Origin of the sequence: Cupriavidus gilardii (assembly GCF_013314895.1) — a bacterium.
GTDB lineage: Bacteria > Pseudomonadota > Gammaproteobacteria > Burkholderiales > Burkholderiaceae > Cupriavidus > Cupriavidus gilardii_C.
In genome coordinates, this window is the sequence record NZ_JABTYE010000002.1 from 88,731 (window position 1) to 110,509 (window position 21,779).

Annotated in this window: 17 protein-coding genes and 1 pseudogene; 11 read left to right on the forward strand and 7 right to left on the reverse strand. The window is 70.1% G+C overall.

Annotation, left to right across the window (positions count from 1 at the left end; all coding sequences use genetic code 11):
- Positions 1-109: 109 nt before the first annotated feature.
- Positions 110-592, forward strand: a complete 483-nt coding sequence (locus HTY53_RS02280) for a hypothetical protein (RefSeq protein WP_254599753.1) — start codon at positions 110-112, stop codon at positions 590-592.
- A gap of 86 nt (positions 593-678) precedes the next feature.
- On the opposite strand, the gene hpnA is transcribed toward HTY53_RS02280, so the two are convergent.
- Positions 679-1,680 carry a hopanoid-associated sugar epimerase gene (hpnA, locus tag HTY53_RS02285; RefSeq protein WP_174104784.1) on the reverse strand — a complete coding sequence of 334 codons (1,002 nt, stop codon included), beginning with the start codon at positions 1,678-1,680 and terminating at the stop codon, positions 679-681.
- Positions 1,681-1,920: 240 nt separating this feature from the next.
- Here hpnA and ispH point away from each other — a divergent pair, with 240 nt between their 5' ends.
- The 6 genes from ispH (at position 1,921) to HTY53_RS02315 (ending at position 8,730) form a co-directional block, all read left to right on the forward strand.
- Complete coding sequence (ispH, locus tag HTY53_RS02290) at positions 1,921-2,856, forward strand: 4-hydroxy-3-methylbut-2-enyl diphosphate reductase (RefSeq protein WP_174104785.1); 936 nt, start codon at positions 1,921-1,923, stop codon at positions 2,854-2,856.
- A gap of 66 nt (positions 2,857-2,922) precedes the next feature.
- A complete protein-coding gene (gene hpnH, locus HTY53_RS02295; RefSeq protein WP_174104786.1) occupies positions 2,923-4,101 on the forward strand; it encodes an adenosyl-hopene transferase HpnH in 1,179 nt (392 codons plus the stop codon).
- Complete coding sequence (gene hpnI / locus HTY53_RS02300; RefSeq protein ID WP_438820916.1) at positions 4,102-5,343, forward strand: bacteriohopanetetrol glucosamine biosynthesis glycosyltransferase HpnI; 1,242 nt, start codon at positions 4,102-4,104, stop codon at positions 5,341-5,343.
- Complete coding sequence (gene hpnJ, locus HTY53_RS02305) at positions 5,340-6,761, forward strand: hopanoid biosynthesis associated radical SAM protein HpnJ (RefSeq protein WP_174104788.1); 1,422 nt, start codon at positions 5,340-5,342, stop codon at positions 6,759-6,761. Before hpnI ends, hpnJ begins: the two co-directional genes overlap by 4 nt.
- A 77-nt stretch (positions 6,762-6,838) precedes the next feature.
- Entirely contained in the window at positions 6,839-7,687 is an 849-nt protein-coding gene (gene hpnK, locus HTY53_RS02310) for a hopanoid biosynthesis-associated protein HpnK (protein ID WP_217435473.1), read from the forward strand.
- A complete protein-coding gene (locus HTY53_RS02315; protein ID WP_174104789.1) occupies positions 7,684-8,730 on the forward strand; it encodes a lysylphosphatidylglycerol synthase domain-containing protein in 1,047 nt (348 codons plus the stop codon). Before hpnK ends, HTY53_RS02315 begins: the two co-directional genes overlap by 4 nt.
- Positions 8,731-8,741: 11 nt before the next feature.
- Here the strand turns inward: HTY53_RS02315 and HTY53_RS02320 are convergent, their stop codons facing one another.
- Positions 8,742-9,383 carry an MlaC/ttg2D family ABC transporter substrate-binding protein gene (locus HTY53_RS02320; protein ID WP_174104790.1) on the reverse strand — a complete coding sequence of 214 codons (642 nt, stop codon included), beginning with the start codon at positions 9,381-9,383 and terminating at the stop codon, positions 8,742-8,744.
- A 104-nt stretch (positions 9,384-9,487) separates the two neighbouring features.
- Here HTY53_RS02320 and HTY53_RS02325 point away from each other — a divergent pair, with 104 nt between their 5' ends.
- Entirely contained in the window at positions 9,488-12,109 is a 2,622-nt protein-coding gene (locus tag HTY53_RS02325; protein ID WP_174104791.1) for an MMPL family transporter, read from the forward strand.
- Between the two features lie 129 nt (positions 12,110-12,238).
- Complete coding sequence (locus HTY53_RS02330) at positions 12,239-13,081, forward strand: MlaA family lipoprotein (protein ID WP_174105052.1); 843 nt, start codon at positions 12,239-12,241, stop codon at positions 13,079-13,081.
- Positions 13,082-13,134: 53 nt separating this feature from the next.
- Here the strand turns inward: HTY53_RS02330 and HTY53_RS02335 are convergent.
- Together HTY53_RS02335 and shc are read right to left on the reverse strand one after the other, a co-directional pair.
- Positions 13,135-13,803 (reverse strand): annotated as a pseudogene (locus HTY53_RS02335) (phosphorylase family protein); the annotation flags it as partial.
- On the reverse strand, positions 13,791-15,827 hold the full coding sequence (gene shc / locus HTY53_RS02340; protein WP_368040892.1) for a squalene--hopene cyclase: 2,037 nt from the start codon (positions 15,825-15,827) through the stop codon (positions 13,791-13,793). The gene shc and the pseudogene HTY53_RS02335, both read right to left, overlap by 13 nt.
- A gap of 316 nt (positions 15,828-16,143) precedes the next feature.
- On the opposite strand from shc, the gene HTY53_RS02345 reads away from it, so the two are divergent.
- Positions 16,144-17,385: a CaiB/BaiF CoA transferase family protein gene (locus tag HTY53_RS02345; RefSeq protein WP_174104793.1), complete on the forward strand. Its 1,242-nt coding sequence runs from the start codon at positions 16,144-16,146 to the stop codon at positions 17,383-17,385.
- On the forward strand, positions 17,382-18,236 hold the full coding sequence (locus tag HTY53_RS02350) for a citryl-CoA lyase (RefSeq protein WP_174104794.1): 855 nt from the start codon (positions 17,382-17,384) through the stop codon (positions 18,234-18,236). The genes HTY53_RS02345 and HTY53_RS02350 overlap by 4 nt, the downstream gene beginning before the upstream one ends.
- 91 nt (positions 18,237-18,327) lie before the next feature.
- On the opposite strand, the gene HTY53_RS02355 is transcribed toward HTY53_RS02350, so the two are convergent.
- From HTY53_RS02355 to HTY53_RS02365, 3 genes are all read right to left on the reverse strand, one after another.
- The gene (locus tag HTY53_RS02355) at positions 18,328-19,662 is read right to left on the reverse strand and encodes a diguanylate cyclase (protein ID WP_368040885.1); all 1,335 of its coding nucleotides are present in this window, start codon (positions 19,660-19,662) and stop codon (positions 18,328-18,330) included.
- Between the two features lie 162 nt (positions 19,663-19,824).
- Positions 19,825-20,553, reverse strand: a complete 729-nt coding sequence (locus HTY53_RS02360) for an IclR family transcriptional regulator (protein ID WP_174104795.1) — start codon at positions 20,551-20,553, stop codon at positions 19,825-19,827.
- A 150-nt stretch (positions 20,554-20,703) separates the two neighbouring features.
- Complete coding sequence (locus HTY53_RS02365; RefSeq protein WP_174105053.1) at positions 20,704-21,711, reverse strand: isocitrate/isopropylmalate dehydrogenase family protein; 1,008 nt, start codon at positions 21,709-21,711, stop codon at positions 20,704-20,706.
- Between the last annotated feature and the right edge of the window lie 68 nt (positions 21,712-21,779).

Here is a 21,779-nt window from a genome sequence, read left to right on the forward strand (position 1 = left end):
CTTGCAAGATCGGCAAGAAAGCTGAAAACCGTCGACGAATTCCCGGCGAGCGGAGAACAACCCGGCATTCGCATCGTCAAACTGCTATCCCCGTCACAGGAGAACATCGATGAAGACACTGACTCTTGCATCCGAATCGTCCTGCCTTGGCCGCTCCAGCCGCTCCAGCCGCTCCGGCCGCTCCGACCCTCCCCGCCAGTCCCGCCGTCTTGTCCGCCTGGGCGCCGCCGCGCTCGGTGCGCTGGCATTGAGCGCGCCGGCCCTGGCGGCGGACCTGACCCCGCAGACCGCCGGCCCCTTCACCTATGTTTGCGGCGGCGTGGCCGAAGACGAGCAACAAGCGATGCGCGCGGAGGCGCGCAACTACGATATGGGCCTGCTGATGACCGAAGGCCCGCGCGGCGAATACCTGTCCGATGTCGATATCACGTTGTCGCGCGGGGGCAAGCAGGTCGCGAACTTCCGCTCCACCGGGCCGCGCTGTCTGATCAAGGGTCCGAAGGGCACCTACCAGGTCACCGCGGACTATCAGGGCAACACCAAGCGCACCACCCTGAGCGCCGGTCAGCGCAACAAGCAGCTGCGCTGGTAAGCGCTATCCTGCGGACCGGCAATCGGCGGCCGTCGCGGCCGCCGATGCGCTGAAGCGCCGATCCGAGATCATCCGGCTCACGCGAATCAGCGCAAGTACCCCGCTTCCCGGAACCAGTCGACTGCATCGCGCAGCCCTTCCCGATACGGCCGCGGCCGGTATTCCAGTTCGCGGCGCGCCTTGTCCGAGCTGAAGTACATGCGATAGCGCGACATCGCCAGCCCGTCGACCGTCAGCAGCGGCTCGTTGCCGCGCCGCCGCGCAATCGCTTCGGACAGATGCGCGAACGGAATCAGCGGCCAGCGCGGCAGCGGCACCAGCGGACCGCGGCGTCCGGTCAGCTCGGCGATGTCGCGCAGCATCTGCCGCAGCGGCACGTCCTCGCCGCCGAGAATGTAGCGTTCGCCGATGCGCCCGCGCTCCAGCGCGAGCCAATGCCCCTCGGCGACATCGTCCACATGCGCGAGATTGAGGCCGGTATCGACAAAGGCCGGAATGCGCCCGCTGGCCGCTTCGACGATCACGCGGCCGGTCGGCGTGGGGCGGATGTCGCGCGGCCCGATCGGCGTGGAGGGATTGACGATCACGGCCGGCAAGCCCGCCGCGACCTCGCGTTCGACCGCGCGTTCGGCCAGCACCTTGCTGCGCTTGTAGGCGCCGATCGCCTGCTGCGGCGACAGCGTGGCGGTCTCAGTGACCGGCGCGGTCGCACCCTGCACACGCAGCGTGGCGACGCTGCTGGTATAGACGACCTTCTCGACGCCGCAGCGCCGGGCCGCGCCCATCATCGTCTCGGCGCCGACCACATTGGTGCGGACGATCGCCTCGGGCTCGGGCGCCCACAGCCGGTAGTCCGCCGCGACATGGAACAGATAGCGGACGCCGCGCATGGCGCGCTCGACCGACTTCGGATCGCACATGTCGCCTTCGACGATGCGCACCGGCAGACCTTCGAGATTGCCGCGCCGGCTGCCCGCGCGAACCAGCACGCGCACGCGCCAGCCGCGTGCGAGGCCTTGCCGCGCCACCGCCGAGCCGAGAAACCCCGATGCCCCGGTGACCAGAACGTCATCGTCGATGCTCTCCATCGGGCTCTCCATGGTCCTGTCCATCGTCTCGTCGAACTCGCCGGGCGCGCCGGACCCGCCGGGCAAAGGCGCTGGCGCGGGTATATAGTAACCACCGTGCGACGGGAAGCGCTTCCCGCACACCGGACAAGGCGGCTGCCTCAAGGCGGTTTGCCGACAACGCTGCGTCGATGACGCTGCATCGATGGCTCTGTGCCGATGCCGCCGTATCGACGGTGTATTGCCAGGGGGAACGTCTCCATGCGGGTGATTCTGGCTCAGCCGCGCGGCTTCTGCGCGGGCGTGGTACGGGCGATCGAGATCGTCGATCGCGCGCTCGTCAAGCACGGCGCGCCGGTCTACGTGCGGCACGAGATCGTCCACAACCGGCATGTCGTCGACACCCTGCGCGACAAGGGCGCGCGTTTCGTCGAAGAGCTCGACGAGGTGCCGGCCGACGCGGTGACGATCTTCAGCGCGCACGGCGTCGCGCGCAGCGTCGAGCAGGAAGCCAGGGCACGCCAGCTGCATGCGATCGACGCGACCTGCCCGCTGGTCATCAAGGTCCATAACCAGGGCCGGCAATATGCGGCCAGCGGCCGCATCGTCATCCTGATCGGCCACGCCGGCCATCCCGAGGTGGTAGGCACGATGGGCCAGATCCCCGGCCGGGTCATCCTGGTGCAGAACGAGTCGGAGGTTGCGCAGCTGGATCTGGCGGCCGATACGCCGGTCGCCTATGTCACGCAGACCACGCTGAGCGTCGACGATACGCGCGGCATCATCGCGGCGCTGGAACGGCGCTTCCCCGATCTGGTCGGACCCGATACGCGCGACATCTGCTATGCCACGCAGAATCGCCAGAGCGCGGTGCGCGAACTCGCCACGCAGGTCGACGTGCTGCTGGTGATCGGCGCGCCCAACAGTTCGAACTCCAACCGTCTGCGCGAGATCGGCACCGAGAGCGGCGTGCCGTCCTATCTGATCGCCGACGGCAGCGAGCTCGACCCGGCCTGGGTGCGCGATGCCGCGGTCGTCGGCATCACCGCCGGGGCGTCGGCGCCGGAAGCGATGGTCGAGGACGTGCTGGCCGCGCTGCGCCGGCTGGGGCCCGTCGAAGTCAGCACCATGAGCGGCCGCGAAGAACACGCGCAGTTCCGGCTGCCCGCGGAACTGGCCGACGTCACCGTGGCCTGAAACCGCCGGGCGAAGCAAGATCGCGCCCCGGCGTTCATCCACCCACATCGAAGGAGGAAGCGCGCCTTGGCCATTCCCCTGCTCCAGGTCGTCCGCGTGGGCGCCTATGTGGTCCGCCAGCGGCTGGCCGGCCGCCAGCGCTATCCGCTGGCGCTGATGCTCGAGCCGCTGTTTCGCTGCAATCTGGCCTGCGCCGGCTGCGGCAAGATCGACTATCCGGAACCCATTCTGAACCAGCGCCTGTCGGTCGACGAATGCCTGGCGGCGGTCGACGAATGCGGGGCGCCGGTGGTGTCGATCGCCGGCGGCGAGCCGCTGCTGCACAAGGAGATGCCGGCCATCGTCGAAGGCATCGTCGCGCGCCGCAAGTTCGTCTACCTGTGCACCAACGCGCTGCTGATGGAGAAGAAGCTCGACGCCTACCGGCCCAGCCCCTACTTCGTCTGGTCGGTGCATCTGGACGGCGACCCCGAGATGCACGACCGCGCGGTCTGCCAGCCCGGCGTCTACGAGCGTGCGGTCGCCGCGATTCGCGCCGCCAAGCAGCGCGGCTTTCGCGTCAACATCAACTGCACGCTGTTCAACGATGCCGATCCCGAGCGGGTGGCCCGTTTCTTCGACTCGGTCAAGGCGATGGGCGTGGACGGCATCACCGTCTCGCCTGGCTATGCCTACGAGCGCGCGCCCGATCAGCAGCATTTCCTGCACCGCGGCAAGATCCGTCAGCTGTTCCGCGACATCCTGGCGCGTGGCCGACGCGGCCGGCAATGGGCCTTCAGCCAGTCGACGCTGTTCCTCGATTTCCTCGCCGGCAACCAGACCTACCGCTGCACGCCCTGGGGCAATCCGGCGCGCACCGTGTTCGGCTGGCAGCGTCCTTGCTATCTGCTCGGCGAAGGCTACGCCGCGACGTTTCGCGAGCTGATGGAGGACACCGACTGGGACGCCTATGGCACCGGCAACTACGAGAAATGCGCCAACTGCATGGTCCACAGCGGCTATGAGGCCACCGCGGTGGCCGATACCGTAGCCCATCCGCTGAAGGCGATGCGCGTCGCACTGCGCGGCGTGCGCACCGACGGGCCGATGGCGCCCGACATTGCGCTGGACCGACAGCGGCCGGCCGAGTACGTGTTCTCGCGTCATGTCGAGATCAAGCTCGAGCAGATCCGCCGCCAGGCCGCCGACCCGGCCGGTTCCACCCATGCCTCGAAGCCGGACCGGCAGGCCACGGCGCTGCATTGAATGCGCATGGACTGGGCGAGACTGGCCGGCGGCATCCTGACCGTGCTGGCATCGGGCTATGCGGTGGCGGCCTGGTGGGCCAGCCGCCGTCCCCTGCCCGCGCCATCGGTAGATAGCGATGACGGCCTCGCGCCGGCGACCGTGCTCAAGCCGCTGTGCGGCGACGAGCCGCGGCTGTATCGCAATCTGGCCAGCTTCTGCCGGCAGCGCCATCCCTGCTTCCAGCTGGTGTTCGGCGTGTGGGCGCCGGACGATGCCGCGCTGGCGGTGGTCCAGCGATTGCAGCGGGCATTCCCCGATTGCGATATCGCCGTGGCGGTCGGCGCGCATCAGCGCGCGCCGGCCCTCTCGGACGTCGCGACGGTCAATCCGAAGGTCGCCAATCTGCAGGCCATGCTGCCGCTGGCGCGCCACGATCGGCTGGTGATCGCGGACAGCGATATCGCGGTGCGTGCCGACTATCTGCGGCGCGTCACCGCCCCGCTGGCCGACCCGCGCGTGGGCATCGTGACCTGCCTGTATCGCGGCCGGCCGTTGCGTGGACGGTCGTTCGGTGGCCCGTCATGGCATGACACCTGGGCGCGGCTGGGTGCGCAGTTCATCGACGACTGGTTCGCTGCTGCAGTGCGTGTCGCGCATGCGGGTGGCGGCCAGCGCTTCGGTTTCGGCGCCACCATTGCGTTGCGGCGCGAGGTGCTGCTGCGGATCGGCGGCTTCGCGGCGGTGGCGGACCGGCTCGCCGACGACTACTGGCTCGGCGAGCTGACCCGCCGGCAAGGGTTGCGCACCGTGCTGTCCGACGTCGAGGTCAGCACCGATATCGCCGAGACCACACCGCGCTCGCTGTGGCTGCACGAACTGCGCTGGCTGCGCACGCTGCGCGTGCTCGATCCCGCCGGCTTCGCGCTGATCTTCCTGACCTTCACCTGGCCGATGCTGGCCCTCGGCCTGCTGCTGGCGTCCTCCCGCGCAATCGCGCTGCTGGCCGTGGTCGGCGCGCTGGCCCGGTCGCTGCGTTGCCGCGATGCGGGCGCGGCGCTGCGCGCGCCCTTGCGCGATACGCTGCTGCTGCTCGAATGGATGGTGGCGATGGCGGGCCGCCAGGTACGCTGGCGCGGCACGCGCCTTGCCATCGAATGGACGCGCGATGGGATGGCGAGCGCCGCGGCTCGCGCAGACAGGCCACGCCCGCACGATCGCGTCGATAGGCAGTCCCCTTCCGTATCCCGGAGGCCCCGATGAAGACCCTGTTCCTGCAAGCCCCGTCCTTCGACGGCTTCGATGGCGGCGCCGGCTCGCGCTATCAGGCCAGGCGCGAGATCCGCTCGTTCTGGTATCCGACCTGGCTCGCGCAGCCGGCGGCGCTGGTGCCGGACAGCCGCCTGCTCGATGCGCCGGCCGACGGCTTGAGCCTCGAGCAGACGCTGGCCATCGCCAGCGAATATCAGCTGGTCATCGTGCATACCAGCACGCCGTCGTTCCCGGCCGACGTGCGCTTCGCGCAGGCGCTGAAGGGGCGCTATCCGGCCATCCGGATCGGCATGGTCGGCGCCAAGGCCGCGGTCGATCCCGGCGGCACGCTGGCCGCCAGCGAGGCGATCGACTTCGTCTGCCGCGAGGAGTTCGACTACACCTGCCGCGACGTCGCCGCCGGCATGCCGCTCGCGCAGATCGCGGGGCTCAGCTACCGTCAGCCCGACGGCACCATCGAACACAACCCGCCGCGGCCGATGATCGAGAACATGGACGCGCTGCCGTTCGTCTCACCGATCTACCGGCGCGACCTGAACCTGCGCAACTACTTCATCGGCTATCTGCTGCACCCGTACGTATCGATCTACACCGGCCGCGGCTGCCGCTCGCGCTGCACGTTCTGTCTGTGGCCGCAAACGGTCGGCGGGCACCGCTACCGCGTCCGCTCGCCGGAGAACGTGCTGGCCGAAGTCGAATGGATCCAGCGCAATATGCCCGAGGTGCGCGAGATCATGTTCGACGACGACACCTTCACCGACTTCAAGCCGCGCGTGGAAGAGATCGCGCGCGGGCTCGGCAAGTTGGGCGTGACGTGGTCGTGCAATGCCAAGGCCAACGTGCCCTACAGCACGCTGAAGATCATGAAGGACAACGGCCTGCGCCTGCTGCTGGTCGGCTACGAGTCCGGCGACGATCAGATCCTGCTGAACATCAGGAAAGGCTTGCGCACCGATATCGCGCGGCGCTTCACCGAGGACTGCCGCAAGCTCGGCATCACGATCCACGGCACCTTCATCCTCGGTCTGCCGGGCGAAACGCGCGACACCATCGAGAAGACGATCGCCTTTGCGCAGGAGATCAATCCGCATACGATCCAGGTCTCGCTGGCCGCGCCCTACCCCGGCACCGCGCTGTACCGGCAGGCGCTCGACAACGGCTGGCTCGCCGACGACAAGGTGATCCCGCTGGTCAACGACCGCGGCGTGCAGCTGGCGGCGATCAGCTATCCGCATCTGTCGCGCGACGAGATCTATCACGGCGTCGAGACCTTCTACCGCCGCTTCTATTTCCGGCCGTCCAAGATCTGGGAGATCACCCGCGAGATGATGGGCAGCTGGGAAATGACGCGGCGCCGGCTGCGCGAGGGCGTCGAGTTCTTCCGCTTCCTGCATACCCACGAGGCCTGATTCTGCCGATCCCGACGACCTCGACCGCAAGGACAGCGACGGCTGCGGCGATCGCGCCGCGCCCCTCGCCGCGCGCGCTGATCGTAACCGCCGACGACTTCGGCCTGCATCCGGCCGTCAACGAGGCGGTCGAGCTGGCGCATCGGCACGGCGTGCTCGACGCCGCCAGCCTGATGGTCGGCGCACCGGCCGCGGCCGATGCGGTATCGCGCGCGCACCGGCTGCCGCGGCTGCGCGTCGGCCTGCATCTGGTGCTGGCCGATGGACCGTCGGTGCTGCCGCCGGGCGCGATCCCGGACCTGGTCGACGCCGAAGGGCGCTTCGGCTCGGCGATGGCGCGCGACGGACTGCGCTTCTTCCTGTTCGATGCGGTGCGCCGGCAGCTCGCCGCGGAGATTCGCGCGCAGTTCGCCGCCTTCGCCGCGACCGGCCTGGCGCTCGATCACGTCAATACGCACAAGCATTTCCATCTGCATCCGACCGTGCTGTCCCTGATCCTGGCCATCGGCCGCGACTATGGCCTGCGCGCGATGCGGCTGCCGCGCGAAGCGGGCGCGCCGTGGTGGCTGCGCCCGTGGCTGGCGCTGCTGCGCCGGCGCCTCGATGCCGCCGGCATCGCGCACAACGACTATGTGATCGGCATCGCCCGCAGCGGCGCGATGGACGAACAGACCGTGCTGGCCGCCTTGCGGACGCTGCCGCCCGGGGTCGGCGAGCTCTATCTGCATCCGGCCACGGTGTCCGGCGAACGCATCTCGCCATCGATGCGCGGCTACCGCCATGCCGACGAGCTGGCCGCGCTGCTGTCGCCGCGCGTGCGCACCTCACTGGAGCGGGTCGCGCCGCGTCGCGGCGGCTTTGCCGATCAGCTGCGGGCACCGGCCCCAGGTCATGGTCCCTGCGCCTCGCCGGGGTGGCGGCGATGAAGCGCTTCGGACTGCTGGCGGGGCTCGCCGGCCTGATCGCACTGGCGTCGCTGGTGATCCATCAGGGCGTGGGCCAGATCGCCACCACGGTGGCGCGCGCCGGCTGGCCGCTGCTGTGGCTGCTGCCGGTGCACGGCGTGGCGATCGCGCTCGACGCGCGCGCCTGGCAGGGGCTGCTGCGCGCCGCGGCGCCCGCCGCGCATCCCGGCATGCTGTTCCTGTGGTGGGTGGCCAGCGTGCGCGAGGCGGTCAACCGGCTGCTGCCCACGGCCAATGTGGGCGGCGAGCTGGCCGGCATTCGCCTGGGCCGTCTGCAGGTCGGCGACACCAGCGCGGTCACCGCCAGCGTGGTGGTCGAGGTCATGGTCACGCTGTTCTCGCAGTACCTGTTCTGCGTGGTGGGCGTGCTGCTGCTGATCGCGGCGATTCCCGGCGGCCATCAGGAGCAGCGCGCCCTGACGATCGGCGGCGGGCTGCTGCTGTCGCTGCCGCTGCCGGTCGCGTTTGCGCTGGCGTTGCGCCATGGCGCGCTGTTCGCGCGGCTGGAGCGGCTGGCCCGGCGCCTGCTGGGCGAGGAACACCGGATGGTCGATGCGATCGCCGGCGCCGACCTGGGGGCCGGCCTGGACCAGCGCATCCGCGCGCTGCTCGGACGCCTGCGCACGCCGGTTACCGCAGCGTTCTGGCAGTTGCTGGGGCTGACGGCGGGCACCGTCGAGACCTGGTTCGCGCTGCGGCTGCTCGGTCATCCGGTCTCGTTCGGCGAGGCGCTGGCGATCGAGTCGCTGACGATGGCCGCGCGCAATATGGCCTTCTTCGTGCCGGGCGGGCTGGGCGTGCAGGAGGCGGTGGTGATGCTGCTCGGCCAGCTGCTGGGCATCGACGCGCAGACCGCGCTGTCGCTGGCGCTGGTGCGCCGCGCGCGCGAGGTGCTCTACGGCGTGCCGGCGCTGCTGTCGTGGCAGTGGTTCGAGGTGCGCCGCTGGCGCGACCGCCACGGCCAGCCTGCCGCTGCGGGGACGATGCGGAGACCGCAGCGATGAGCGGCCGGCTTTCAGCGGCTGCCGGCCTGGCGCGCGTTGTGGTCGGAGAGGTAGCGGATCAGCCCGTCGATGCCGTCGCGCTCGACGATGTCGGCGAACTGGCGGCGATAGACCTCGATCAGCCACGCGCCCATCATGTTGATGTCGTAGATTTTCCAGCCGTCGGCACCGCGCCGCAGCCGATAGTCGATCTGGTTTTCGTCGCCCGCGGTGATCACGCGCGTGCGCACCACCACGTCGTCGGCATTGGCGCCGGACTCGGCCGGCGTATAGCGGAAATCGACGTTCTGTCCGCGCAGCTGCGACAGCGACAGCGCGTAGGTGTGGACCAGCAGCGTGCGGAACTGCTCGACCAGTTGCTGCTGCTGCACGGGATTGGCCGTGCGCCAGGCGGGGCCCAGCGCCAGCCGCGTGGTGCGCGCGAAATCGGTATAGGGAAGGAACTGGCGCCGCACCACGGCGACGACCCTGGCCTGATCGCCGGCGCTGGCCGACGGATCGGAGCGGACCGCGGAGATGACCCCTTCCACGGCGGTGCGGACCAGCCGGTCGGGCGCGGCGCGCTCGGCGGCGTTCGCATGCAGCGGGCAGATCAGCGCAGGCACGGCGATGGCCAAAGCGGGAATCGGCGAATGGGAACGGAAAGGGAACATGGGCAGCGATCCGACGGCATGACGATCAACACGGCGATCCGAGCGAACGAGTATAGCCCCGCGGCGGCGGTCGCTGCAGGGGCGCCCCCCCACGGGTTCGCGGCATGCTGACCGCGGCGATCACCCGTCTCGTCATGCTGGCGACGACGCGCGCCTGGCTGACGATCGCGCTGGCTGCCGTGGTGTGTGCCGGCAGCGGCTGGTATGCGGCGCGGCACTTCGCGATCAATACCGATATCGGCCGGCTGCTCGATGTCGATGCGCCGTGGGCCCGTTATGACGCCGCGCTGAACGAAGCCTTCCCCGACCGAGACCGGCTGATCCTCGCGGTGGTGCGGGCGCCCGTACCCGAACTCGCCGAGGCCGCCGCCGACGCGCTCGCGCAGTCGCTGCGCAACCAGCCGGCGCACTTCGAGGCGGTACGCCGGCCCGGCGGCGGCGCCTTCTTCGCCCGGCATGGGCTGCTGTTTCTCGATACGCCGACGTTGGCCAGGGTCACGCGCGATCTGACCGATGCGCGACCCTTGCTGAACGCACTGGCGCGCGATCCAGGCTTGCGCGGGCTGGCCGACACGCTGTCGGTGACGCTCGGCCTGCCGCTGCAGATGGGACAGGTCACGCTGGCACAGATGGCCCCGCTGCTGGCGCGCAGCGCGATGACGCTGGAGCAGGTGCTGGCGGGCCGGCCGGCGGCCCTGTCGTGGCGCACGCTGGCCGATCCCACGCCGGCGGCCGGGCCCGCGCTGGCCTTCGTCGCGGTCAGTCCGGTGCTCGATTATGGCGACCTGCAGGCAGGGGCCGATGCCTCCGCGGCGATCCGCGCCAGCGCGGCGCAGCTGCAACTCGCGCAGCGCTACGGCGCGGACGTGCGGCTGACCGGGCCACAGGCGCTGGCCGACGAGGAATTTGCCTCGGTGGCCGATGGCGCGGCACTGAACGGCGCGGTGACGGTGCTGGTCGTGATCCTGATCCTGTGGCTGGCGCTGCGGTCGGCCCGGCTGATCGTCGCCGTGCTGCTGAGCCTGTTCGCCGGCCTGGCCGTCACCGCGGCGCTGGGCCTGGCGATGGTCGGCGCGCTGAACATGATCTCGGTCGCCTTCGCCGTGCTGTTCGTCGGCCTCGGCGTCGACTTCGGCATCCAGTTCGGCGTGCGCTACCGGGCCGAGCGGCACGACCGCGACCATATCGTCACGGCGCTCTGCCATACCGCGCAGGCGCTGGCGGTGCCGCTGTCGCTGGCCGCGGCCGCCACCGCGGCGGCGTTCTTCGCCTTCCTGCCGACCGACTATCGCGGCGTGGCCGAGCTCGGCCTGATCGCCGGCGTCGGCATGTTCGTCGCGTTCTTCACCACTGTCACGCTGCTGCCGGCATTGATCCGCGTGCTGCAGCCGGACGGCGAGACCGTCGCGCCGGGCATCCGCTGGCTGGCGCCCGCCGACGAATTCTTCGAGCGCCATCGCACGGCGGTGCTGTGGGTCACCTGCGCAATCATCGTGGCCGCCTCGCCGCTGCTGACGCAGCTGCGCTTCGATTTCGATCCGCTGAACCTGAAAGACCCTGCCTCCGAATCGATGGCGACGCTGCGCGCGCTGAAGGACGCGCCGCAGGCCGGCACCGAGGATGTCAGCGTGCTGGCGCCCTCGCTCGACGCGGCACGCGCGCTGGCGACGCGGCTGTCGGCGCGGCCCGAGGTTGCGCGCGTCACCACGCTGGACAGCTTCGTGCCGCCCGATCAGGACGCCAGGCTGCCGTTGATCGCGAACGCAGCGCAAGCGCTGCGGCCTGCGCTGACCCAGCCGGCCGCGCCCGCGGCCACCGATGCACTGCGCGTGGCCGCGCTGCGCCGGACCGCCACCGAGCTCGACCTGGCGGCGAACGCCCGCTCGGCGCCGGGCACCACGCCTGCCGCCGGCGTGGCCGAAGCACGGCGGCTGGCGCAGGCGCTGCGCAAGCTGGCCGATGCCGACGCCGCGGCCCGCGATCGCGCCGAACGGGCCATCGCCCTGCCCTTGCAGCTCGGGCTGGCCGGCCTGACACAGGCACTGCAGGCGAACCGCGTCACCATCGATTCGCTGCCGCGCGAACTGGTGCGCGACTGGCTGACGCCCGACGGGCGCGCGCTGGTCACGGTCAGCCCGCGGCTGCCGCCGGGCGAGCGCGCCCGCGAGGCGGCGCTCGACGTCTTCGTGCCTACCGTACTGGCGATCGCGCCGGAGGCAACCGGCGGCCCGATCGCGGTACGGGGCTCCGCGCACACCATCCTGAGCGCGTTCGCCCAGGCGGGCGCCTGGGCGGTGCTGTCGATCGCCATCCTGCTGTGGCTGACGCTGCGCCGCTTCGGCGACGTGTTGCGCACGCTGGTGCCGCTGCTGGTGTCGGCAGTGCTGACACTGGAGCTGTGCGTGGTGTTCGGCATCGCGCTGAACTTTGCCAACGTGATCGCGCTGCCGCTGCTGCTGGGCATTGGCGTCGCCTTCAAGATCTACTACGTGATCGCGTGGCGCGAGGGCAAGACCGGTCTGCTGCAGTCCAGCCTGACCCATGCTGTGCTGTTCAGCGCGGCGACCACCGCGACCGCGTTCGGCAGCCTGTGGCTGTCGAAACATGCCGGCACCGCCAGCATGGGCAAGCTGCTGGCGCTGTCGCTGGTGTGCACGCTGGCCGGCGCGGTGTTTTTCCAGCCTATCCTGATGGGGCGGCCGCGACAGTCGCGCCGAGACCCATGAAGTCTTGCCGAGCCTTGCCCGAGCCTCGCCTGAGCTTTGCCTGGGCCTTGACCCAAGCCGCAGACGCATCCCGACGCAACAACAACGACGCAACAACAACGACGCCATCACGACGCCAACATGATCCCGATGCCAGAGCCCTCGCCCCCTTCGCTACCGCTGCGCCGACTGGTCCCGCTCGCGGTGCTGTGCTGCACAGCCTGCGCGACCGGCCCGAACGCCAATCCGGCGGACCCGCTCGAACCGATGAACCGCGCGATCTACACCGTCAACGACAAGGTCGATACCTATGTCGCGGTGCCCGTCGCCAAGGGCTATCGCCGCATCACGCCGCAGCCGGTGCGCACCGCGGTGACCAATGTCTTCAACAATGTGGGGGACGTCGGCAATGCGATCAACAACCTGCTGCAAGGCAAGGGCGTGGCGGCAGCCGAGAGCGCGATGCGCGTGGCGATCAATACCGTGCTGGGCCTGGGCGGACTGATCGATATCGCGACGCCCGCGGGGCTGCCCCGCCATCCGCAGGATTTCGGCCTGACGCTGGGCACCTGGGGCATTCCGTCGGGGCCGTATCTGGTGCTGCCGCTGTTCGGGCCGAGCACCGTGCGCGACGGCGTGGGGCGCGTCGGCGACGCCTACGCCTATCCGGTGAGCTATATGGACCCGGCCTGGCGCAACAGCCTGTTCGCGCTGCAGTTCGTCAATACGCGCAGCAATCTGCTGGACGCTACCAGCCTGCTGGAGCAGGCCGCGCTGGACAAATACAGCTTCGTGCGCGACGCCTATCTGCAGCAGCGGCGCCAACGGCTGCGCGGCGCCGCGGGCGGCGATCTGCCCGACTATGGCGACGAGGGAGACGAGGGAGGCGAGGGAGGCGAGGGAGAAGGCGCGGCGGGAGCGCAGCCGCCTTCTCTGCCCACGCCGGAGCCCGCGCCCGCGCCCGCGCCCGCTCCGGCTCCGGCCTCACGATAATCGCGCGAATCGGCCATCGCGCGCTGCAGCGCTGCCGCCAGCCGGCGCAGACTGCGCCGTGCCGCGGCGGCATCGGCCGCGAGCCGCACCAGTTCGCCAAGTTGCGAAGGTTGCTTCAGCAGGCTTGCGCATAGCGCGCGCAGATCGATGCCGCCATCCGGCCCGAACGCGGCCAGCGCCGCTGCAGGCACGCGGCGCGCTGCCGGATCGGCAACCGCCCGGCAGACCACGACAGGCAGGCAGGCCGCGCGCGCCGCGGCCGCAATGCGGTGCGATTCCATATCGACGGCCACGGCGCCTGTCGCCGCATGCAAGGCCCGCTTGTCAGCAATGGCCGCGGCGGGCGCATCGACGCCCGCCACCGTTCCGCCGACCGCCTTGGGCAAGGCCATGCGAATCGCGTTGGACCAGCGGGCATCGGTGTCGAAGCGCCGATCTCCGGCCGCGACCGCATCGGCCACGATCACGCTGCCCGGCGGCAGCGCGGGGTCGAGCCCGCCAGCCACACCAAAGCTGATCAGCCCGATGCAGCGGTGCGCCAATCCTTCGCTGTCATGCAAGGCGGCGGTCAGCGCCGCATCGAGGGCTTCGCCACGCAGGCCGCTCAGCGTGCCTGCACCAGGCCACGCCAGCAGCCGCGCTTCGAACGCCATGCCGGTCACGACGAGCCAGCGCGGCGCGGCCGCATCGGCGCAGTTCGCGGGCTCGCTCACATGCCCCATGGCATGCGGCTCGCACCGCGGGCGGTATTGTCGGCGGGATTGCCGGCATCGCCGAGATTTCGATATCGCGCCAGCGCCCACAGCGGGAAATACCGCGCATAGCCGTGATAGCGCAGATAGAACACGCGCGGAAAGCCGACCGCGGTGAAATGCGCCTCGTCCCACAGTCCGTCTGCCCGCTGCTGCCGCAGCAGATAGTCGATGCCGCGCGCGACCGCAGGCAGATCGCGGCAGCCGGCCGCCATCAGGCCCAGCAGCGCCCAGGCGGTCTGCGACGGCGTGCTCGGCGCGCTCTCGTGGCCGCGGTAATCGAGCCGGTAGCTGCTGCCGTCCTCGCCCCAGCCGCCATCGTCGTTCTGCACCGACAGCAGCCACTGCGCGGCGCGGCGCACCGGCGCGGCATCGGGCCCGAGCCCGGCCGCCTGCAGCGCGCACAGCGCGCTCCAGGTGCCATACAGATAGTTGGTACCCCAGCGGCCGTACCAGCTGCCGTTGCCCTCCTGCTGCGCCAGCAGATAGCGCAGCGCCTGCGCGGCCGCGCGACTGTTCGCCGGCAATTTGCCGAGCTGCGCCAGCATCGACAGGCAGCGCGCCGACACGTCGGCGGTAGGCGGGTCCAGCAGCGCGCCATGATCGGCGAAGGGGATGCTGTTCAGATAGCGGTGCGTGTTCTCCGGCTCGAAGGCGCCCCAGCCGCCGTCGCTGCTTTGCATGCCTTCGATCCATTCGCAGGCCCTGCCCAGCGCCGGCTCGACACGGGCGCGCCAGCGTGAATCGCCGCGCGCCGCACGGTCGAGGGCCATCGCCACCACGGCGGTATCGTCGACGTCGGGATAGTGGGGATTGGCATACTGGAATGCCCAGCCGCCCGGGCGCAGATGCGGACGGCGCACCGTCCAGTCGCCGCGCACATCCAGCACCTGCAAGGGCAGCAGCCAGTCGAGCGCTTGCCGTGCCGCCGTCAGCGCGCGTTCGCCGCCGGCCTCGAGCAGTGCGTGGCAGGTCAGCGAGGTGTCCCACACCGGCGAAAAACAGGGCTGGCAGTAGGCCTCATCCCCATGTTCGACCAGCAGGCGGTCCAGCGCCGCGCGCGCCTGCGCAACGGCCGGCTCGTCGCGCGGCACGCCCAGCGCGTCGAACATCATCACCGCATTGACCATCGCCGGAAAGATCGCGCCCAGGCCATCGTCGCCGTTCAGGCGTTCGCGCACGAACTGCTCGGCCCGCTGGATGGCCCGCTGGCGCAGCCGGCGCGGCGACAACGGCTCGAACACGCGCAGCGCGACATCGACCCCGCGGAACACCGCATACCAGAGCCGGCTCTGGTGCGGCGCCCTGCCCGGCATCCGGGCCGCCTGACTGGGCCCGCGAAACAGTTCGTCGATACCGACCCGGCGCGGATTGGCCGCGCACGGCCGCAGCGTGTTCAACACCAGCAGCGGCACGATCACCGTCCGCGCCCAGTACGAGATCTTCGACAGATGAAACGGAAACCACAGCGGCAGCAGCATGATCTCGACCGGCATCAGCGGCACCGCGCGCCACGGCATCACGCCGTACAGCGCCAGCAGCGTGCGCGTGAACACATTGCTGGCTTCGGCGCCGCCCAGCGCAAGAATGCGCTCGCGCGCGCGCCGCATCGCCGGCGCATCGATCGGCTCGCCGATCATCTTCAGCGCGAAATACGCCTTGACGCTGGCGCTGATGTCCGACGCACCGCCATGGAACAGCGGCCAGCCGCCGTCCTCGTTCTGCCGGCGCAGCAGATAGCGCCCGATGCGCGCTTCCAGCGCGGCATCGGGCGGCTCGCCCAGATAGTGGACCAGCAGCACGTATTCGGACGGGATCGTGGTGTCGGCTTCGAGCTCGAACACCCAGTGGCCGTCGGGCCGTTGCCGCGCGATCAGCGCGTCGACGGCATGCGCGATCGCGGCATCGAGCGCGGCATCGAACCCGGCCTGGTTGTGACGCGATGAAGCGGGGGATGACGAAGGGAAGACTGCGGGATCCGGCGGATTCGCGATATCCGCCGCATCGGCGGCTTGCGGCGAACCTCGCAAGGCGATCTGGATTTCAGCCACATCACTCCTCGTCACGCAATGACATCGCGAGGCAGCCGGCGGGGCGGGACCACGGACCGGCGCGCGTGGAATCTCGCGATCGGTGTTGGGGGTCGGGCGATTATAGCAACAAGGTCCGAAGCCGGCCGGCCGTGCCCGCTCGCCTTGACAGCCCCCTCCCCGCCTTCTATGCTGGCGCGCATTGTTCCTTTCAAAAGACCGATGTTCTGTTGTATAGAACCGCAAAACATCGAAACGTCGAAACATCGAACCGACCGCGATGAATCCAGCCTCCCCTGATACCGACCCGCCGAAACGCGACCCGCGCAAGCCGCTGCGCGGCATCCGTGTGCTCGATCTGACCAATGTGCTGGCCGGCCCCTTCTGCTGCCACCAGCTGGCCCATCTGGGTGCGGACGTGATCAAGGTGGAAACGCCCGGCACCGGCGACCTGGCGCGCCAGCTTGGCGCCGACGCCGAGCTGAACCGCAGGCTGATGGGCGTGTCCTTCCTCGCGCAGAACCCCGGCAAGCGCTCGATCACGCTGAACCTCAAGCATCCGCTCGGCAAGCAGGCGCTGCGCCGGCTGGTCGCGGAATCGGACGTGCTGGTCGAGAATTTCCGGCCGGGCGTGATGGCGCGGCTCGGGCTCGGCTACGACACGCTGAAGCAGGACAATGCGCGGCTGATCTATTGCGCGATCTCGGGCTTCGGCCAGGACGGTCCGCTCGCCGACCTGCCGGCGTACGACCAGATCATTCAGGGCATGGCCGGCGTGATGAGCATCACCGGCGATGCCGAGACCGCGCCGTATCGCGTCGGCTATCCGGTGTCGGACACCGTCGGCGGGCTGACGGCGGCACTGGCAGTGGCGGCGGCGCTGGCCGACCGCGATCGCACCGAGGGCTACCTGATCGACGTGTCGATGCTCGAATCGACGCTGGCGACGATGGGCTGGGTGGTGTCGAACTATCTGGTGGCCGGGCGCGAGCCGGCGCCGATGGGCAACGACAACATGACCGCGAGCCCGTCCGGCACCTTCCGCACCGGCGACGGGCTGATCAATATCGCCGCCAACAAGCAGGAACAGTTCGAGGCGGTCTGCCGCGTGATCGGCCGGCCGGAGCTGGCCACGGACCCGCGCTTCGCCGAGCGGCAGGCCCGGCTGCAGCATCGCGGCGCGCTGCAGCACGAGCTCGAGGCCGAACTGACGCGGCAGCCCACGGCGCATTGGTGGCCGCTGCTGAACCAGGCCGGCGTGCCGGCCGGGCCCGTCTATACGGTGCCGCAGACGCTGGCGCATCCGCAGGTCGCCACGCGCGGCCTTGTCGCGGAGTTTCCCGATGCGCCCGGGGTGGGGCGCGATCTGCGGCTGCTGCGCACCGGCTTCAAGCTCGATGGCGCCGCGCCGGCCGTCGATGCGCCGCCGCCCGAACTGGGCCAGCACACCCGCGACATCCTTCTCGAACTCGGCTACACGGCCGAGCAGATCGACACCATGCAGGCGGAGCAGGCCCTATGACCGCATTCGATCCTTCCACCCCGGACGCCGGCCAGCGCCGCGCCGAAGACTGGTGGCACAGCGCCATCATCGACATGCAGCCGGGCGTGATCCGCTATCGCGGCTATCCGATCGAACAGCTGATCGGGCGTACCACGTTCGCCCAGATGATCTGGCTGATGCTGCGCGGCGAACTGCCGCCGCCGCGACAGGCCGCCCTGCTCGACGCCGCGCTGATGTCCGCGGTCGACCACGGTCCGCAGGCGCCCAGCATCGCGGTGGCCCGCATGGCCGCGACCTGCGGCGTGGGCCTGAACAATGCGATGGCGTCGGCCGTCAATCTGCTCGGCGATGTACATGGCGGCGCGGGCGAGCAAGCGGTCGCGCTCTATCTGGATATCGCCGCCCGCGCCGACGCGGGACTGGCACTGCCCGAGGCGGTACGCGCGGGTCTGCAGGCCTGGCGGGAACTCCACGGCAAGTACGTGTCGGGCTTCGGCCATCGCTTCCATCCGGTCGATCCGCGCGCGCCGCGGCTGCTGGAACTGGTCGACCAGGCCGCAGCCGATGGCGTCGTGAACGGACGGTTCGCCGCGATCGCGCGGGCGGTGGAGGTCGAACTCGGTGCGGGACGATCGCGGCCGGTGCCGATGAATATCGACGGCGCCACCGCGGTCATCTATGCCGAGCTGGGGTTTCCGCCGCCGCTGGCGCGCGGGCTGTTCTGCCTGTCGCGCTCGGTCGGCATCCTCGCGCATGCCTGGGAGCAGACCGAGCAAGGCGGCCGCAACAAGGGGCCGATGCCGCGCGAGTTCATCTGGACTTACGACGGGCATCCGCCGCGGGACGTGCCGGACGCGATCGCGGACTGACGATGTGGTGAAAGGGATGGGGTGAAAGGGATGGGGTGAAAGGGATGGGGTGAAAGGCTCCGGTGCGCTGACCAGGGCTGACGCTGGCGCGTCAGCGAGCGTCGCCTCGAAGACCGGGCGCCAGCGTGGCGTCGGACTCGGCGTCGAATTCGGGCTCGAAGTCGGAGACGGCCTGCAGATCGGAATCCGCCGCTGCCGCAGGCCTGTCGGCGGCGCTGGCCGCGGCCCACGCCTCCTCGCGCTCCAGCGTGGACGCCAGCACATAGCGATCCCGCCCGCGCCGCTTCGCCTCGTACAACGCCCGGTCGGCATTGCCGAACAGCTGCTGCCACAGGCCCGCCGAGTCCGAGCCGTCGTCGCGCAGCTGCGCCACGCCGATGCTGACGCTGGCGAACTTGCCGGCCGGTCCCGGCAGCGGAATCGCGCGGACCTTGCGCAGGATCCGCCGGGCCAGCGCGGTAGCCTGATGTTCGTCGGTATGGGGACACAGCACGCAGAATTCCTCGCCGCCGTAGCGGCCGGCCACATCGGAGGCGCGGCGCGAGTTGTCGAGCGCTTCGGCGATCGCCTGCAGCACGGCATCGCCGGCGCGATGTCCGCTGCGGTCGTTGACCTGCTTGAAATGATCGACGTCGATGACCAGACAGGCGACCGCCTGCCGGTTGCGCAGCGCGGACACGATCAGGCGGGTGGCGGCGTTGTCGAGCGCGGCGCGATTGAGCAGGCCCGTCAGCCCATCGATGCGGGCGCCGCGCTCCTTGTTGGCGATGACCTGCTCCAGCGCCATCACCGTGAAGCCGAATAGGCCAAGCAGCGTCGCCACCAGCGGCGCCAGCACCAGGACCGCGTTTTCGGTGGTATTGGTGGCGTTGAACGGCGACGGGGAAATCGCGCCGTCGCCCTGCCAGGCCGCGGCCGCGCCATAGAGCTGGGCGCACAGCTGGACGGCGCTGGCCAGCAGCACCAGCGGCAGCCCGATTTCGCTATGGCGCACCCGCGAGCGCAGCAGCACCAGGATGGTCGTCAGCGACAGCAGCGCCAACGCGGCATAGGCGACGCGATGCAGTTGCAGCACCGGATACGGTCCGGTCAGCGCATCGAGCGCGGCGGCGACGGTGACCACCACCGCGGCGCCCTGCATGCGGGTAAATCCGGGCAAACCATGATGCACCCGCACGCCGCAATAGATCGTCAGCTTGCCGGCCAGATAGACCATCACCGCCACCGCGCCCACTTCGACCAGATGCGCCGTGGCGGCATTGAGCGTCAGCGCCAGACCGCCAGCGGACAGCACCAGGTGGCCGCCGGCCCATAGGCGGCCGGCATCGGTGCGGATCAGCGCGAACACAAGGCCCGTCGAGATCAGCAGCGTGCTGGAAAACACCACCATCATGACGATCACAATGCTGTGCTGGTCTAGCTGCACGGTATCCCTCGGAAAATGCCGCGTTGCATATGCCCCGGCGGCACGGCCGCTCGTCCCAAAACCTTTGATGATAGCCGGCGCACCGGCGCCGGGCATCCCCCTTGAGTCGGGCATGGGGGCCGGCGGCGGCATCGACCGTACCGCCCGCGGGCCGGCGCCGACTCAGTCGTCGAAGGGGAAACTGCCGCCCAGCGTTTCCGTCAGCGTGCGGGCGGCGCGCAGCACGTCCGCGCGAAAATCCGGCCGATATCGCGAGGCCGGACAAGTCAGCGTCAGCGCGCCGCGCAACTCGCCGCCGGGGCCGAACACCGGCGCCGACACGCCGGCGATATCGGGCACACGATCGCCGACCAGCGTCGCCACGCCGTCCCGCCGGATGGTGTCGTACAGCTGGCCGCGCGCGCCGGCGAATGCGCGCAGCACGCGTCCACCCGCGCCGCGGTTGCGCGGCAACAGATCGCCGGCGCGGGCATGGTCACGCACCGGTTGCGGCGAATCGACCCGATAGAGGCACAGGCGATGCTCGCCCTGCTCGACATGGAAGGCGGCGCTCTCGCGCGTGTCCTGCACCAGTTGGCGCAGCACCGGCATCACCGCCGTTTCCAGCGAAAACGACGCGGCATAGACCGCATGCAGGCGGGCGACCTCGGGGCCAAGGCCATAGCGGCCGTCGGCGTGGCGCACCACCAGCCGCGCATGCTCGAGCGAGGCGAGCAGCCGCAGCAGCGTACTTTTGTAGAGGCCGGAGCGCTGCGCCAGCTCGGCCAGCGTCAGCGCGGTATCGCCGAGCCGGAACGCGCGCAGCAGGAACAGCGCGCGATCCACCGCCACTGCACCGCCTTCGGCGGCATGCTTGTCGGCTTCGGAAACCTGGGCGGCTTTACGGGGCATCGGCTGCGAGGGAGCGGGTCGGCGAGGGGGTTCGGCAGAGGAATTCGGCGGGCGCGCGGCGACCGTGCACCGTATAGAACGGCGCCTTCTTTGTCAATGCGGTACTGCGCGGGCCGCCGGAACCCGCTTTCGCGGGGACGGCAGCATCGTTTACCCGAGCCGCCGCACCACCGCGTCGGCAAACTCGCGCGTGCTGGCCTTGCCCTTCAGGTCGCCGGTACGGATGTTGTCCTCGTTCAGCGTCCGGTCGATCGCGGTGCGCAGCCGCTGCGCCAGGTCCTGGCGGCCGACGTGTTCGAGCATCAGGCCGGCCGCCAGCATCAGCGCGACCGGGTTGGCGACGCCCTTGCCGGCGATGTCCGGCGCCGAGCCATGCACGGCCTCGAAGACTGCCGCGTGCTCGCCGATATTCGCCCCTGGCGCCAGGCCCAGCCCGCCGACCAGTCCGGCGATCTGGTCCGACAGGATGTCGCCGAACAGATTCGTGCACAGCAGCACGTCGAACTTCCACGGGTCGAGCACCAGCTGCATCGCGCAGGCATCGACGATGCGGTCCTCCATCTCGACCCGCCCCGCATAATCGGCCGCCACCTCGCGCGCGGCCTCCAGGAAGATGCCGGTCAGCGCCTTCAGGATGTTGGCCTTGTGCACCACGGTGACCTTCTTGCGGCCGTTGCGCAGCGCGTATTCGAAGGCGAAGCGGGCGATGCGCAGGCAGTCGGCGCGTGTATTGGTGCCGGTGGACACCGCTACCGCGCGCGGATCGTCGCCGACCGCGATGTAGTAGTCGTGCGCGACATAGAAGCCGCCGACGTTCTCGCGCACCAGCACCAGGTCGATGTTCTCGTAGCGGCCCGGAATCAGCGTGCGCGCCGGCCGCACGTTGGCGTACAGCTGAAACAGCTCGCGCAGCCGGACATTGACCGAACGAAAGCCCCCGCCCACCGGCGTGGTGAGCGGCCCCTTCAGCGCCAGGCCGGTGCGGCGGATGCTGTCGAGGGTGGCCTCGGGCAGCGGATCGCCGCTGGCCTCCAGCGCGGCCATGCCGGCCTGCTGCGTTTCCCAGGCAAACGGCGCGCCCAGCGCGTCGAGCACCTGCAAGGTGGCATCCATGATTTCCGGGCCGATGCCGTCGCCGGGAATCAGCGTGGCGGGGATGGCGGCGCCGCCGGTGGTCGTTCCATTTGCCGGGACGGCCTTGTTGGTCGGATTTGCATCGGTTTGCA

Excerpts from the sequence above, each read along its gene's own strand:
- hpnJ (WP_174104788.1), top strand. The coding sequence starts at position 5,340 with ATGAAGACCCTGTTCCTGCAAGCCCCGTCCTTCGACGGCTTCGATGGC.
- HTY53_RS02350 (WP_174104794.1), top strand. The coding sequence starts at position 17,382 with ATGACCGCATTCGATCCTTCCACCCCGGACGCCGGCCAGCGCCGCGCC.
- HTY53_RS02360 (WP_174104795.1), bottom strand. The coding sequence starts at position 20,553 with ATGCCCCGTAAAGCCGCCCAGGTTTCCGAAGCCGACAAGCATGCCGCC.
- ispH (WP_174104785.1), top strand. The coding sequence starts at position 1,921 with ATGCGGGTGATTCTGGCTCAGCCGCGCGGCTTCTGCGCGGGCGTGGTA.
- HTY53_RS02345 (WP_174104793.1), top strand. The coding sequence starts at position 16,144 with ATGAATCCAGCCTCCCCTGATACCGACCCGCCGAAACGCGACCCGCGC.
- HTY53_RS02325 (WP_174104791.1), top strand. The coding sequence starts at position 9,488 with ATGCTGACCGCGGCGATCACCCGTCTCGTCATGCTGGCGACGACGCGC.
- hpnA (WP_174104784.1), bottom strand. The coding sequence starts at position 1,680 with ATGGAGAGCATCGACGATGACGTTCTGGTCACCGGGGCATCGGGGTTT.
- HTY53_RS02315 (WP_174104789.1), top strand. The coding sequence starts at position 7,684 with ATGAAGCGCTTCGGACTGCTGGCGGGGCTCGCCGGCCTGATCGCACTG.
- HTY53_RS02320 (WP_174104790.1), bottom strand. The coding sequence starts at position 9,383 with ATGTTCCCTTTCCGTTCCCATTCGCCGATTCCCGCTTTGGCCATCGCC.
- HTY53_RS02330 (WP_174105052.1), top strand. The coding sequence starts at position 12,239 with ATGCCAGAGCCCTCGCCCCCTTCGCTACCGCTGCGCCGACTGGTCCCG.
- HTY53_RS02280 (WP_254599753.1), top strand. The coding sequence starts at position 110 with ATGAAGACACTGACTCTTGCATCCGAATCGTCCTGCCTTGGCCGCTCC.
- hpnI (WP_438820916.1), top strand. The coding sequence starts at position 4,102 with ATGCGCATGGACTGGGCGAGACTGGCCGGCGGCATCCTGACCGTGCTG.